The organism is Aeromicrobium sp. JP4 (assembly GCF_054957925.1).
Genome location: NZ_CM143290.1, coordinates 2,627,717 through 2,641,463 on the forward strand (window position 1 = coordinate 2,627,717; position 13,747 = coordinate 2,641,463).

A 13,747-nucleotide genomic window follows, 5' to 3' on the forward strand; every position below is an offset into this window, starting at 1 on the left:
TGCCAAGGTGGGGCCGTGCAGCCACCTCGCCTCGCCCCGCTCGACCGCGATCGCCTGCGGGCGGAGGCCGACGGGTTCGACGTCCACGTCACCGACGAGACCGCCAGCACCAACGCCGACCTCGCGCAGGCGGCCCACTCGGGCGCACCGGAGTGGACGGTCCACACCACCGACCACCAGGCCGCGGGCCGGGGCCGGCTCGACCGCACGTTCACGATGCCGCGGTACACCGGGATCGCCGTCTCGACGCTCGTGCGGCCCGTCGAGGTCCCGCCGACCCGGTGGCCGTGGCTCCCGCTCGTCGCCGGGCTGGCCGTCGTCGACACCGTGCGCGCCCTGGGCGTGGAGGCCGCGCTCAAGTGGCCCAACGACGTCCTCGTGGACGACCGGCGCAAGCTCTGCGGGATCCTCGTCGAGCGCGTCGAGACGCCCACCGGGGCCGCCGCGATCGTGGGCATCGGGCTCAACGTCGCGATGGCCGCCGAGGACCTGCCGGTGGAGCGGGCGACCTCACTGCTGCTGGAGGGCGCGACCACGACCGACCGGAACGAGGTCCTCGTGGCGCTGCTGCACCGGCTGCGCGAGCGCCTCGAGATGTGGCGCGACCCGGCGGGCGCCGAACAGCTCTCAGCGGACTACCTCGCGACCTGCTCGACGATCGGGCGGCAGGTGCGCATCGAGCGCGCCGACGGCAGCGACGTGGTGGGCCAGGCGACCGGGATCGACCCGTCGGGATGCCTCGTCGTCGACGGCGTCCCGTGGTCGGCCGGCGACGTGACGCACCTGCGCCCGGTGTGACCCGGGCCGGGGGCGCGGCGTGGGATCATGGCCGCATGCTGTCCGAGAAGCTCCTCCTCGACGACGAGACGGTCGAGGCCGACACCCGCACGCACCTGAAGGTGCTCATCGTGCCGTTCCTCGTCGGCCTGGCCATCATGCTCGTCGGCGGGTACTTCGCCGGGGCGGTCGGCGACTCCGGTGGCGGCACCCCGCGCCTGGCCGGGATCGTGGTGCTGGCGGTGCTGTTCGTCTGGGGCACGCTGCTGCCGTTCCTGCGCTGGCTCACGTGGACCTACACCCTCACGAACCGGCGGCTGATCGAGCAGAAGGGCATCCTGACGCGCAGCGGCCGGATCATCCCGCTCGCCCGGATCAACGACGTCGCCTACGAGAAGGGCGTGATCGACCGCGTGCTGCGCTGCGGCACGCTGATCATCCACGACGCCAGCCAGCAGGAGGGCCTGCACCTGCACGACATCCCCCACATCGAGGACTTCCACCGCCGCATCTCGCGGCTCGTGCTGGAGTCCCACGCACCCGAGGCGCGCCGCGATGAGCAGTCCTGACGACCAGCAGCTGGTCGACGTCATCCTGGCGGAGCAGCTGCACTACACGAACGCCGAGACCGCCGAGCGCGGCGGCCTCACCCCCGAGCAGGCCGCCCGGCTGTGGCGAAACCTGGGCTTCCCAGACCCGGGGTCGGAGATGGCGTTCGGCGATGCCGACGTCAGCGCCGTGGCGATCGTCGCCACCGCGATGGAGCACCAGATCCTCGACGAGGAGACCGTCTTCCGGCTGACCCGGGCGCTGGGGCAGACCATGTCGCGGCTGGCGGACTGGCAGGTCACGATCCTGGTCGACCAGCTGGAGGCCGACATCGTGCGCGGCAAGTCCGACAGCCGCGCCGACGCGGCGCTCGAGCTGGCGCAGAGCTCGGTGCCGGGCTTCGAGCGGCTCATGGTGCACGTCTGGCGACGTCACCTCGCGGCCGCGGCCGCCCGGCTCACTGCCCTCGGCGAGAACGACCAGGCCCTGCTCTCCACCGACATGACCGTGGGCTTCGCCGACATGACGCGCTTCACCGCGCTGTCGAACCGGCTCGACGAGGCCTCCCTCGCCTCGGTGGTGGAGGACTTCGAGACTCGCTGCGGCGACCTCATCACCGCGGCCGGTGCCCGCGTCATCAAGACGCTCGGCGACGCGATGCTGTTCGTGCACCCCGACCCGGTCAAGGCCACGCGGATCTCGCTCGACATCATCACCGCGATCGGCGCCCGGGCGAAGCTGCCCGACGTCCGGGTGGGCCTGGCCACGGGATCGGTGCTGAGCCGCCTGGGCGACGTCTTCGGGCCGCCGGTCAACCTCGCCGCCCGCCTCTCGCAGGTGGCCCGCGCGAACCGCGTGCTCGTCGACCAGCAGACGGCCGACGCGCTCGGAGACCAGTTCGACACCCGCGCCCTGCCGCCGCGCCCGATCAAGGGCTTCGGGCACCTCTCGCCCATCACGGTCACCGAGCGCCGCACCTTCCGGTCGCGCTGAGCCCGCTCGCGCCGAGCGCCCTCCGCCACCGCGCGCGCCGGGAGCGCTCTAGGCTGGCGCCGTGACGCACGAAGCTCCCGGCCGCGACGTCGCCGTGATCGGCGGAGGCCAGCTGGCCCGGATGATGCAACCGCCCGCGATCGCGCTGGGGCTGCGGCTGTGCCTGCTCGCCGAGGGTCCCGACGTCTCGGCGGCCCAGGTGATCGGTGACCACCGCGTCGGGTCGCACACCGACCTCGACGACCTCCGCGCGGCCGTGCAGGACGCCCCCGTCGTGACGTTCGACCACGAGCACGTCCCACCGGAGCACCTCCGGGCGCTCGCGCAGGAGGGGCACCAGTGTCGTCCCGGCCCCGACGCGCTCATCCACGCCCAGGACAAGCTCGTCATGCGTCGCCGCCTCACCGAGCTGGGCGTGCCGTGCCCGCGGTGGGCCGCGGTGGAGCAGCCCGCCGACGTCGAGGCCTTCGGCTTTCCCGCCATCGTCAAGACCGCTCGGGGCGGGTACGACGGCAAGGGCGTCTGGAAGGTCGAGGCGGTCGCCGATCTCGACGAGCCCTTCGGCGCGCCGGGGGAGCTGCTGGTCGAGGAGCTGGTGCCGTTCCGACGCGAGCTCTCGGCCCAGGTCGCCCGCAGCGCCACGGGCGAGATCGTGGACTACCCGGTCGTCGAGTCGCGTCAGGTCGACGGCGTCTGCTCCGAGGTGATCGCCCCCGCGCCGAACCTCGATCCCGCGCTCGAGGCCCGGGCGCGCCACATCGCCCGCACGATCGCCGAGGAGCTCGAGGTCGTGGGGATGCTCGCGGTCGAGCTGTTCGAGACCGACGACGACCGCGTGCTCGTGAACGAGCTGGCCATGCGCCCGCACAACACGGGGCACTGGTCGATCGACGGCGCGGTGACGAGCCAGTTCGAGAACCACCTGCGCGCCGTCACCGGCCTGCCCCTCGGCTCCACCGCGCCGCGGCAGCCGTGGTCGGTCATGGTCAACATCCTCGGCGGCGCGGTGCAGGACCTCGCCGCCCAGCGCGAGGTGGCGCTCGCGGCGGAGCCCGACGTGAAGGTCCACCTCTACGGCAAGGCGGTCAAGCCCGGTCGCAAGGTCGGCCACGTCACCGCCGTGGGCGAGGAGCTCGAGGACGTGCTGCGCCGGGCCCGGCACAGCGCTGCACTGCTGACGGACGGAGTCCAGGCATGACGAAGCGCGTGGGGATCGTGATGGGGTCCGACTCGGACTGGCCGACGATGGAGGCCGCCGCCACCGCCGTGGCCGAGTTCGGCGTGGAGTACGAGGCCGACGTCGTCTCGGCGCACCGGATGCCCGACGAGATGCTCGACTACGGCCGCACGGCCCACGAGCGCGGGCTGGAGGTCATCATCGCGGGCGCCGGGGGAGCGGCCCACCTGCCGGGCATGCTCGCCGCCGTGACGCCGCTGCCGGTCATCGGCGTCCCGGTCCCGCTGAAGTACCTCGACGGCATGGACTCGCTGCTCTCGATCGTGCAGATGCCCGCGGGCGTCCCTGTGGCCACCGTCGCGATCGGCAACGCCCGCAACGCGGGGCTGCTGGCCATCCGGATCCTCGCCGCCGGCGACCCTGCGCTGACCGCGAAGATGGTCGACTTCCAGGCGTCGCTGGCCGACGCCGCGCGTGCGAAGGGCGCCGCCGTCCGCGGCCACTGATTTCGTCCGGACGAGCGCGTATCGTCCGAGCATGGACATCGTTCTCGTTCCGGGGTTCTGGCTCGATGCCTCCTCGTGGGACGCGGTCACGCCCCAGCTCGTCGAGGCCGGCCACCGCGTCCACCCGCTGACGCTTCCCGGGCTGGAGTCCCGGGACGCTCCTCGTACCGGCATCGGCCTGCGCGACCACGTCGACTTCGTCGCCGCGCAGGTCGACGCGCTCGACGGTGACGTGGTGCTCGTCGGGCACTCCGGCGGTGGCGCCGTGATCCACGGCGTGGCCGACGTCCGCCCCGACCGGCTCGCGCGGAACGTCTACGTCGACTCAGGTCCGCCGTCCGAGGGTCAGGCGATCAACGAGGAGCTCCCGGCCGACGGCGACGACATCCCGCTGCCGCCGTGGGACGAGTTCATGGAGATGGACCTGGTCGACCTCGACGAGCAGCTCCGCGCCGACTTCATCGCTCGGGCGATTCCCCAGCCGAAGGGCGTCGCCACCGAGGGCATCACCCTGACCGACGACCGGCGACTCGAGGTCCCGGCCACGGTCATCTGCTGCGAGTTCCCCTCGCAGGTGCTGCGCGACGCGATCGAGGCCGGCGAGCCGTGGGTCGGCGAGCTCGCCCGGGTGCGCGACGTCGAGTACGTCGACCTCCCCACGGGTCACTGGCCGCAGTTCACCAAGCCCGTCGAGCTCGGCCGGCTCATCGTGGAGGCACTGGAACGGCACTGACTTCCCCGGGGCCCGAGGGCACCGGGGGCCCGGCGTAGGATGCGCGGAGTTCCTACCTTTTCCATGTCCGGGAGTTGAGCGTGTCCGATTTCTTCGCGTTGTCCGAGGAGCACCAGGCGATCCGCGAGGCGGTGCGTGCCGTGGCCGAGGCGAAGATCGCCCCCTACGCCGCCGACGTCGACGAGGCGCCGCGCTTCCCGAGCGAGGCGAACGCGGCGCTCATCGCGGCCGACTTCCACGCGCCGCACGTGCCCGAGCAGTACGGCGGCGCCGGTGCCGACGCGCTGGCCACCGTCCTGGTCATCGAGGAGGTCGCCCGCGTGTGCGTCTCCAGCTCGCTGATCCCCGCGGTCAACAAGCTCGGATCGCTCCCGGTGCAGATCGGCGGCAACGAGGAGATCAAGGCCAAGTACCTGGGCAAGCTCGCGCGCGGCGAGGGCCTCTTCAGCTACTGCCTGTCCGAGCCGGAGGCCGGCTCCGACGCGGCCAATCAGAAGACCACGGCCAAGCGCGACGGCGACGACTGGATCATCAACGGCACGAAGCGCTGGATCACCAACGCGGGCGAGTCCGAGTACTACACCGTCCTGACGCAGACCGATCCGTCCAAGCGCACGAAGGGCATCACCGCGTTCGTCGTGGAGAAGTCCGACGAGGGCGTCTCGTTCGGCGCGCCGGAGAAGAAGCTCGGCATCAAGGGCTCGCCCACCCGCGAGGTCTACTTCGACAACGTGCGGATCCCCGGCGACCGGATCATCGGCGAGGTCGGCGAGGGCTTCGCGATCGCCATGAAGACGCTCGACCACACCCGCGTCACGATCGCCGCGCAGGCCGTGGGCGTGGCCCAGGGCGCGCTCGACTACGCGCTGGGCTACATCCAGGAGCGCAAGCAGTTCGGCACGCCGATCGCCGACTTCCAGGGCCTGCAGTTCATGGTCGCCGACATGGGCATGAAGATCGAGGCCGCGCGACAGCTCACGTACGCGGCCGCCGGTCGGTCCGAGCGCGGCGACAAGGACCTCACGTTCTTCGGCGCTGCGGCGAAGGCCTTCGCCTCCGACACAGCGATGCAGGTGACCACCGACGCCGTCCAGCTGCTCGGCGGCTACGGGTTCACGCGCGACTACCCGGTCGAGCGGATGATGCGCGACGCGAAGATCACCCAGATCTACGAGGGCACGAACCAGGTGCAGCGCATCGTGATGGCGCGCCAGCTACTGGCCGGCATCCAGTCCACGCTCTGATCGGCTCCTCTGGATCAGGGTGATCCCCGGGGCGTCTAGGGGTGTTCCTACCGGGTGTGGTTTGAGAGTCTGGGTCAATGGCCCTCTCCCGGCGTTCCGAGGTGGTCGTGCGCGTGCGCGACTGGTCCCTCATGGCCGCCTTCGAGCTGGTCCTGCTAGCAGCGGTGTACCTCCTCTACCGCACGGGACGACTGCTGTCGATGGACGCCGAGGCGACCGCGCTGGCGAACGCCCACGCGGTGAACGGGGTGGAGCGCGCGCTCCGGCTGCCGAGTGAGGCGTGGATCCAGGACCTCGTGCCGACGGTGGACCTGCTCCAGCTGGCCAACACGTACTACGTCGCGGTGCACTTCCCCGTGACGGTGGCCTTCCTCGTCTGGGGCTTCCTGCGTCGGCCGGAGGTGGAGTACCGCTGGGCGCGCAACCTGATCATCCTGCAGACGGCGGTCGCCGTCGTGCTGCACATCGCGTTCCCTCTGGCGCCGCCGCGGATGTTCCCCGCGCTGGGTTATACCGACACGATGACGGTCTACGGCCCGTCCGCCTACGACGGCGCGAGCGGCGCGGTGGCGAACCAGTTCGCGGCGATGCCGAGCCTCCACGTGGGATGGGCCGTGCTGATCGCCGTGGTCGTGGCGCGCACGGCCGGCGGGCCGGTGCGGCAGTTGGCGATCTGGCACGCCGTGATCACCATCGTGGTGGTCACGGTCACCGCGAACCACTGGTTCATGGACGGCATCATCGCCGGCGTGATCCTGCTCGGCGCGCTGCGGCTCTTCCCCGGGCCCGGGGTGTCGCGGGTGCGCTGGCTGCAGCGCGTGACCTGAGCTCGTCCTGTCCCCGGCCCGTGCGAATCGGTGCCTGTGGATCGGTGCTTGACGCGGCCCATCGAGCACAATAAGTTGTGCTTCGATCGTTCAACCGGGCTTGCCCATCATCGAATCGGGGGATTCATGCACATCGTCAGTCGGACCTTCGCGGTCGTGGCCACCACGGCCGCTCTCACACTCTCAGCCCTGCCACCGACACAGGCCGGTGAGCGCGCCACCGTCGAGGACCGCCTCGGCCAGATCGCCCTGGTCGAGGACGCCGTCCCGCTCGCGGAGTCGCCCACAGGGGCGGTGAGGCGGGGCCGGGTGCCGATCGAGACAGCGGGTGGTGCGTCCGTCGCGCTGCAGCTGCCGGCCTCCGGCACGGCGACCAGGGTCGACGGTCGCTTCCACCTGTCCGCGTCCCGCGACGCGAGCCTCGCGGTCGCGCCCACGGCCACGGGCACCCAAGTGCTGATCGGGATCGACTCGGCGGCCGCTCCGGCCACCTACGACTTCGGGCTCCGCGGCGACGTCTCCCCGCGGCCGGCGCCCGACGGCGGGATCGACCTCATCGGCAAGGACGGGGTCGTGGTGGCGCAGGTCGAGCGTCCGTGGGCCGTCGACGCGAGGGGGCGTCACGTCCCCACGCGCTACGAGCTGCGCGGCAGCACCGTCCGCCAGGTCGTCGAGCACCGCACCCGAGACGTCGCGTACCCGGTGGTCGCCGACCCGAAGGTGAAGTTCTGCAGTCTGGGCACCGCAGTCTGCGTGAAGTTCGGCAAGAAGGACACGGCGAGGATCGCCAAGGCCATGAGCTCCTCGATCGGCGCCGGCATCAGCACGCTGTGCGGGAAGGTGCCTGCTTCGAGCCCGCCGGGCCTGGCGGCGCGCGCCGTGTGCGCCGTGGCCGTCAACCTGTACTTCAACAAGCTGCGCAGCGCCTTCAAGAAGGCCGCGAAGGCGAAGAAGTGCGCCGAGGCGAAGTTCCGCGTCATCGGTCCGGCCCTCGTCACTGCCAAGGTGGTCTCGTGCTGAAGATCCTTGGCGGATACCTGGTCATCGCGGCCGCTCTGGGCGCCTCCGTTCTCCTCTTCACCGAACGGGAGGCGGCCGACTGGAGCCTCGCGTTCGCCTGCCTGGTCGGCGTCGGCATCGGCGACCTGCTGTTCGGTGCGTTGCGACGCCGCAAGGCGAGGAAGTCGACGTGAGCCTCCGTCGCCCGGGCAGGGTGAGCCGAGTGAGGGAGGAGGATTGATGAGGACTTCCGTCGCGCTGGTCTTCGCCCTCGGCCTGTACTGGATGGGACTCAACCAGGGAGCCGAGTCCCCGGACTCGAACGTCAGGGACTTCGTCCCGGTGGCGGTCGTGCTGGTGGCTGCGGCCGTGACGTGGGAGATCGTGGCGCGGGCCGTGCGAGCGCGACGGGCCGACGCCCCGTGAGCGGGGCGCCTCGTGGGCGGGACGGTGTCGGGAGTTGGCACCGGCCCGCCCGCGGGGTGGTCCCCTCGATCGGGCCCGCGTGTGCGGCTCGCGCCCGTACGATGACGGCGTGATTCGTCGATTCGGCTCGGTCCTCGCCGGTGCCGCCCTGCTCCTGTCGGCCGCGGCGTGCACGAGCGAGGAGGAGCCGCTCGCGGCGCCGGCCGACGCGGCGTTCTACACCCCGCCCACCGACCTCTCCTCGTACACGCACGGCGACCTCATCTGGTCGCGCGAGCTCGAGGGCGCGATGGGACTGGAGCAGGCCGACGTCCAGCTGGTCCTCTACGCGCAGCAGGGGGTGGAGGGCGACACTGTGGCCACCTCGGGCTTCGTCGCGATCCCCGAGGGACCCGCCCCGCAGGGTGGCTGGCCCGTCGTCACGTGGGCCCACGGCACCACGGGCATCGCCGACCAGTGCGCCCCCACGCGCGCCGACTCCTCGATCGCCGACCCCGCCGCGATCGGCACCTCGACCACCCGGCTCCAGCGCTGGATCGACACCGGCCACGTGGTCGTGGCCACCGACTACGAGGGTCTCGGCACCCCCGGTGACCACCCGTACCTGATCGGCGCGTCCCAGGGCCGCGCCGTGCTCGACATCGTGCGCGCTGCCCGCCAGCTGGACGCCGACGTCAGTGAGCGCGTCATGACGGCCGGCCACTCGCAGGGAGGGCATGCGGCCCTGTGGGCCAGCTCGATGGCGCCGCACTACGCCCGCGAGCTCGACGTGGTTGGCACGCTGGCCTTCGCGCCGCCGTCGCACATGTCGCTGGCCGCGGAGGTGGGCCTGTCCGGCGAGGTCGACGTGCCGGCCGCGCTCGTCGCGATGATCCTGCGCGGGCTCGAGGTGGCCTACCCCGGCCAGATCCCGGTCGGCAAGCTGCTGAACGACAAGGGCGTCGCCCTCTACCCCCGCGTGAGCAAGGACTGCCTCGTCGACCTGCTCGCCGCGGACCGCTTCGGCGTCGCGCCCATGACGAGGTTCGCTGCCAGGAACGCCGATGCCGATCTCATCCGGGGCCAGCTCGACGCCAATGACCCCAGCTTCCCCGAGATCCGCGGGCCGATCCTCGTCGTCCAGGGCACGGCCGACAGCGTCGTGCCGCAGGTCCTGACCGACTCCCTGGCCAAGGCCTACCGCGCACGCGGGCTCGACCTGACGTACCGCCGGTACCGCGGAGCCGAGCACACCGATGTGATCGACCGCTCGGCCAAGCACGTCGCCGCGTTCACCGAGACGGCGTTCGCGGGCTGAGCCTCAGCTCCGCAGGCCGTCCTTGGTGCACAGGTCGCCCAGCTCGTCGGTGGTGCCGTTCTTGAGGTGACCGAAGTACTCCACGGCTCGCTCGCGGTCCCACTGCACCGACATGTCCGCGATGGGCACGGTGCAGCTGCGCCCGTCGCCGCCCATGGCCTTGCCGAGCTTCCACGCGAAGCGGGCGAACGAGAACATCGACACGTCGTCGCCCACGGCGATCGACTCGGCCGTGGTGGTGGCCACCCGGGTGAACGTCCAGGGGTTCAGCACGGTGGCGGGGGACAGGGCCGCGTCGCCGATGGCGCCGATCACCTCGCGCTGGTTCTGGCCGCGGGCGATGTCACCGCTCGCGAACGCCTTGCGGGAGCGGGAGTACGCCAGGGCGGTCTTGCCGTCGACCTCCTGGCAGCCCTTCTCGATGTCGAGCTTCGCGTCCTTGTCCTTGATGTCGTCCTTCGGGCAGACCTCGATGCCGCCCAGGGCGTCGACGACGTCCTCGAGGCCCGTGAAGCCGATCTCGGTGTACCCGTCGACCCGCAGGCCGGTCTCGCTCTCGATGGTCTCGACGAGCAGCGGCGGGCCGCCGAAGGCATAGGCCGCGTTGATCTTCGTGCGGCCGTGCCCGGGGATGTCGACGATCGAGTCGCGAGGGATCGAGGTCAGCACGGAGGGTCCGCCACCGCCGTAGGTCAGCAGCAGGATCGTGTCGGTGCGACCACGGGACTTGTCCTTGGGGCGCTTGTCGGTGCCGGCCAGCAGCCACGTGGTGGCCTCGTCCTGCGGGCGCTCGCCGTCGGGGGTGGCGTCGACCTTCGTGACCTTCGACCACGCGACGAGCGGGACGATCACCAGGAAGGCGATCCAGGCCACGAGGATCAGCCACAGCAGGCGCAGGCGGCCGCGGGGCTTGGGCTCCTTCGGGGGCTTGGTCCCGCGCTTGCCGGACCCGGGCGGGGGCAGGTTCGGCGGAGGCACCGGGGAGCCCGAGGCCGACGGGCGCGACGCGGGTCGACCGGACTCGTCCTGGTACAGCCAGTCGTATCCGTCCGGATCCTTGGGACCTGAGGGGGGCATGGGGTGAAGGTACCGCGTGGCGCCACGTGGCGATTCCCTCGGCCGGGCATCGGCGCGTCCTCCCGGGGATCGCCCGGGCGCGCTTGATACTGAGGAAACCTACGGACTCTTCCCCACCGTGAGGACACCGATGCACCACGACCGCACGAGCGCCCTGGGCGGCACCTACGCCGACCCGGCGAGCGCCACCGCCAGGATCCGATTCCGGCGCGCCCTGACCCTCGCCGCGATGACCCTGGTGATGCCCGGGTCCGCCCAGCTCGTCCAGGGCAACAAGCGCGTCGGCCGGATCGCGATCAGGATCTGGCTCGCGGTGCTGGCCGTCCTCGTCGTCGGCGTCGTGCTCGCGATGACGGACCGCCAGTTCGTCTTCTCGCTGGCCACCAACGCCGCGCTGCTGAGCCTGGGACGCTGGCTGCTCGTGGCACTCGCGATCGGCTGGGTCGCACTCATCGTGGACGCGTGGCGACTGGGTCGCCCCCGCGAGCTCGCGCGCCAGCACCTGGCGATCTCCACGGCGTTCCACGCCGCGCTCGTCGTCGGCACGGCCGCCGTGCTGTTCTTCGCGTCGCACACCGTGTCGGTGATGAACGGCTTCACCGACACCGTCTTCGCCTCCAACACCGTCTCCAAGCCGCACGACGGCCGCTACAACGTGCTGCTCATGGGCACCGACTCGGGCAAGGACCGCTCCGGGATGCGCCCCGACTCGATCAACGTCGCCAGCATCGACGCCGAGACGGGCAAGGCCGTGCTCATCGGCCTGCCGCGCAACCTGGAGAACGTCCCCTTCCCGAAGGGCTCGCCGATGCGCCAGGAGTTCCCGAACGGGTTCGACTGCGACGGCTGCTACCTCAACGCCGTGAACACGTGGGCCAACGACCACGCCGACCTGTTCGACTCGAAGGAGCCGGGCATCGACGCCACGATGGACGCCGTCGAGACGATCACGGGCCTGAAGCTCAACTACTACGCGCTGGTGAACATGAAGGGCTTCTCCAAGCTCATCGACGCGGTCGGCGGCGTGGAGATCAACGTGCGCGAGCGCACCGCCATCGGCGGCATCGGCTCGCCGATCCGCGGATACATCGAGGCGGGGGAGCAGAAGCTGTCGGGCGACAAGGCCCTCTGGTACGCCCGCTCCCGCGTGGAGAACGACGACTGGTCGCGGATGGGCCGCCAGAAGTGCGTCATGAACGCGATGGTGCGCCAGCTCAACCCGCAGAAGGTCATCACGAACATGCAGGACATCGCCACCTCCAGCTCGGCGATGCTGCACACCAGCATTCCCCGCCAGGACCTCAGCGTCTTCATGGACCTCGCGCTCAAGACGAAGTCCCAGCCGATCTCGTCGGTCTCGCTGGTCCCGCCGGTGATCTACACGGGCAACCCCGACTACGACAAGGTCCGCCGCCTCGTCTCGGACGCCGTCGGCAGCTCCGAGGCCCGCGAGGAGGTCCAGAAGTCGGCCCTCGTCACGGCGAAGCTGCCCCCGATCGAGGTCGGCGGCGAGGCGACGAAGAAGGACCCGCGCAAGGCGAACCGCAGCGCCGATCTCGACGCGAGCTGCTGACCCCACCCCACGATGTCCCGTCATTGGGAACCGGAGGGTTTAATGGGGCGTCGGTCGCACGCAGGCGACCGGTCGGCAGGAGAGGGAACGGCGTGAGCGCTCTGGGAACACGACCCACCCGGGTCGCGCAGCGGGGTGGGCTGCGCCGTGCGCTGCTGCTGATCCTGGGCACCGTGGTGTGGCCGGGCATCGCCCAGTTCCTCGCCGGCGCCCGCCGCCTGGGCGCGGTCGTGATGATCCTGTGGGTCGCCGCGATCACTGCCGGGCTCGTGATGTGGTTCCGGTTCCGCCCCGACCGCGCGCAGGTCATCGACTGGCTCACCGACCCGTCGGTGCTGCAGGTGGCCCGCGTCGCCGGCCTCGTCCTGGCGATCGGGTGGATGTTCCTGTTCGTCGACGCGTGGCGCCTCGCGCTCGTCCGCAGCCTCGGCTGGTGGCGCCTCGGGGTGATCTCGGTCATCAACGTCACGATCGTCGCGCTGGTCACCTCGACCACCTACCTGGGCTGGAACACCGTGACCGCGTCGAAGGACGTCGTCGAGCAGGTCTTCCACGAGACCGAGGTGAAGTCGCCCCTGCAGGGCCGCTACAACATCCTGCTGCTCGGCGCCGACTCCGGCGACGACCGCACCGGTCTGCGCCCCGACTCGATCAACCTCGTCAGCATCGACGCCGAGACCGGCGTGCCCGTGATGGTGTCGCTGCCGCGCAACCTGCAGAACGTGCCGTTCCCCGAGGACTCCCCGATGCGGGCGGTCTACCCCTACGGCTACAACTGCGGGTCCGAGTGCCTGCTGAACGCCGTGCACACGGCCGCGTCCGGCCGTCCCGACCTCTACCCCAAGAGCAAGGACCCGGGCCTGGACGCCACGCTCGAGGCCGTCGAGGGCGTCACCGGGCTCAAGGTCAACTACTACGTGCTCGTGAACATGAAGGGCTTCTCCAGCCTCGTCGACGCCACCGGCGGCGTGACGATGGACATCAAGGAGCCCATCGCGATGTTCGGCAAGGACGACGCCTGGAAGCAGGTGTACATCCAGCCCGGAAAGCAGAAGCTCAACGGCAAGGAGGCGCTCTGGTACGGGCGCAGCCGCGTGCAGTCCGACGACTACACGCGCATGGGCCGCCAGAAGTGCCTCATGCAGGCGATGCTCGAGCAGCTGAGCCCCGAGCAGGTCGTGCTCAACGCGGGCAAGATCGCCACGAGCTCGGCCCAGATGCTCAGCACCGACATCCCCGCCTCGGAGCTGGGTGCGTTCGGCGACCTGGCCCTCAAGGCCAAGGACCGCCAGATCGCGACCCTCTCCGTCGTGCCGCCGGAGTACTCCACGGTGACGCCGAACTTCGAGCAGATCCGCGCCGACGTGGCGAAGCTGGTGGCCAAGAGCGAGCGCCAGCAGAGGAAGCAGGCGCAGCAGTCGTCGCCGACGACGGCCACGCCGACCACCGAGGCGACGACGGCGGCTCCGACCACCGAGCCGACCACGAAGTCGCCGACCGAGGCCAACAACACCGAGGACCTCGCCGCGTCCTGCTGACCGGTCTCACCGAGTGGCGCGAAAACGCCCG

General features: G+C 71.0%; 15 protein-coding genes. 14 read left to right on the forward strand and 1 reads right to left on the reverse strand.

What is annotated here, in order from left to right; genetic code table 11:
- Nucleotides 1-15 precede the first annotated feature (15 nt).
- The 12 genes from ACY1JX_RS12840 to ACY1JX_RS12895 all read left to right on the forward strand — a co-directional run bounded on the left by ACY1JX_RS12840 (nucleotide 16) and on the right by ACY1JX_RS12895 (nucleotide 9,528).
- Entirely contained in the window at nucleotides 16-798 is a 783-nt protein-coding gene (locus tag ACY1JX_RS12840; protein WP_462564201.1) for a biotin--[acetyl-CoA-carboxylase] ligase, read from the forward strand.
- 35 nt (nucleotides 799-833) lie between these two features.
- On the forward strand, nucleotides 834-1,346 hold the full coding sequence (locus tag ACY1JX_RS12845) for a PH domain-containing protein (RefSeq protein WP_181752661.1): 513 nt from the start codon (nucleotides 834-836) through the stop codon (nucleotides 1,344-1,346).
- The gene (locus ACY1JX_RS12850) at nucleotides 1,333-2,319 is read left to right on the forward strand and encodes an adenylate/guanylate cyclase domain-containing protein (RefSeq protein ID WP_286931375.1); all 987 of its coding nucleotides are present in this window, start codon (nucleotides 1,333-1,335) and stop codon (nucleotides 2,317-2,319) included. The genes ACY1JX_RS12845 and ACY1JX_RS12850 overlap by 14 nt, the downstream gene beginning before the upstream one ends.
- 121 nt (nucleotides 2,320-2,440) lie before the next feature.
- Nucleotides 2,441-3,517, forward strand: a complete 1,077-nt coding sequence (locus ACY1JX_RS12855; RefSeq protein ID WP_462565889.1) for a 5-(carboxyamino)imidazole ribonucleotide synthase — start codon at nucleotides 2,441-2,443, stop codon at nucleotides 3,515-3,517.
- Nucleotides 3,514-4,002 (forward strand): 5-(carboxyamino)imidazole ribonucleotide mutase, encoded by a 489-nt coding sequence (purE, locus tag ACY1JX_RS12860; protein WP_462564202.1) that lies wholly within the window; start codon nucleotides 3,514-3,516, stop codon nucleotides 4,000-4,002. The genes ACY1JX_RS12855 and purE overlap by 4 nt, the downstream gene beginning before the upstream one ends.
- 31 nt (nucleotides 4,003-4,033) lie before the next feature.
- A complete protein-coding gene (locus tag ACY1JX_RS12865) occupies nucleotides 4,034-4,735 on the forward strand; it encodes an alpha/beta fold hydrolase (RefSeq protein ID WP_286931379.1) in 702 nt (233 codons plus the stop codon).
- Between the two features lie 80 nt (nucleotides 4,736-4,815).
- The gene (locus tag ACY1JX_RS12870) at nucleotides 4,816-5,979 is read left to right on the forward strand and encodes an acyl-CoA dehydrogenase family protein (RefSeq protein WP_376785983.1); all 1,164 of its coding nucleotides are present in this window, start codon (nucleotides 4,816-4,818) and stop codon (nucleotides 5,977-5,979) included.
- A 77-nt stretch (nucleotides 5,980-6,056) separates the two neighbouring features.
- On the forward strand, nucleotides 6,057-6,806 hold the full coding sequence (locus tag ACY1JX_RS12875; protein WP_181752651.1) for a phosphatase PAP2 family protein: 750 nt from the start codon (nucleotides 6,057-6,059) through the stop codon (nucleotides 6,804-6,806).
- A 126-nt stretch (nucleotides 6,807-6,932) separates the two neighbouring features.
- A complete protein-coding gene (locus ACY1JX_RS12880) occupies nucleotides 6,933-7,826 on the forward strand; it encodes a hypothetical protein (protein ID WP_181752649.1) in 894 nt (297 codons plus the stop codon).
- Nucleotides 7,820-7,999: a hypothetical protein gene (locus ACY1JX_RS12885; RefSeq protein ID WP_181752647.1), complete on the forward strand. Its 180-nt coding sequence runs from the start codon at nucleotides 7,820-7,822 to the stop codon at nucleotides 7,997-7,999. Before ACY1JX_RS12880 ends, ACY1JX_RS12885 begins: the two co-directional genes overlap by 7 nt.
- 46 nt (nucleotides 8,000-8,045) lie before the next feature.
- The gene (locus tag ACY1JX_RS12890; RefSeq protein WP_181752645.1) at nucleotides 8,046-8,231 is read left to right on the forward strand and encodes a hypothetical protein; all 186 of its coding nucleotides are present in this window, start codon (nucleotides 8,046-8,048) and stop codon (nucleotides 8,229-8,231) included.
- A gap of 109 nt (nucleotides 8,232-8,340) precedes the next feature.
- A complete protein-coding gene (locus tag ACY1JX_RS12895) occupies nucleotides 8,341-9,528 on the forward strand; it encodes a lipase family protein (RefSeq protein WP_286931383.1) in 1,188 nt (395 codons plus the stop codon).
- Nucleotides 9,529-9,531: 3 nt separating this feature from the next.
- On the opposite strand, the gene ACY1JX_RS12900 is transcribed toward ACY1JX_RS12895, so the two are convergent.
- The gene (locus tag ACY1JX_RS12900; protein WP_462564203.1) at nucleotides 9,532-10,605 is read right to left on the reverse strand and encodes an LCP family protein; all 1,074 of its coding nucleotides are present in this window, start codon (nucleotides 10,603-10,605) and stop codon (nucleotides 9,532-9,534) included.
- 118 nt (nucleotides 10,606-10,723) lie between these two features.
- Here ACY1JX_RS12900 and ACY1JX_RS12905 point away from each other — a divergent pair, with 118 nt between their 5' ends.
- Both ACY1JX_RS12905 and ACY1JX_RS12910 read left to right on the forward strand, forming a co-directional pair.
- A complete protein-coding gene (locus tag ACY1JX_RS12905) occupies nucleotides 10,724-12,178 on the forward strand; it encodes an LCP family protein (protein ID WP_462564204.1) in 1,455 nt (484 codons plus the stop codon).
- A gap of 92 nt (nucleotides 12,179-12,270) precedes the next feature.
- Nucleotides 12,271-13,716, forward strand: coding sequence for an LCP family protein (locus tag ACY1JX_RS12910; RefSeq protein ID WP_462564205.1), 1,446 nt, complete (start codon nucleotides 12,271-12,273; stop codon nucleotides 13,714-13,716).
- Nucleotides 13,717-13,747 lie beyond the last annotated feature (31 nt).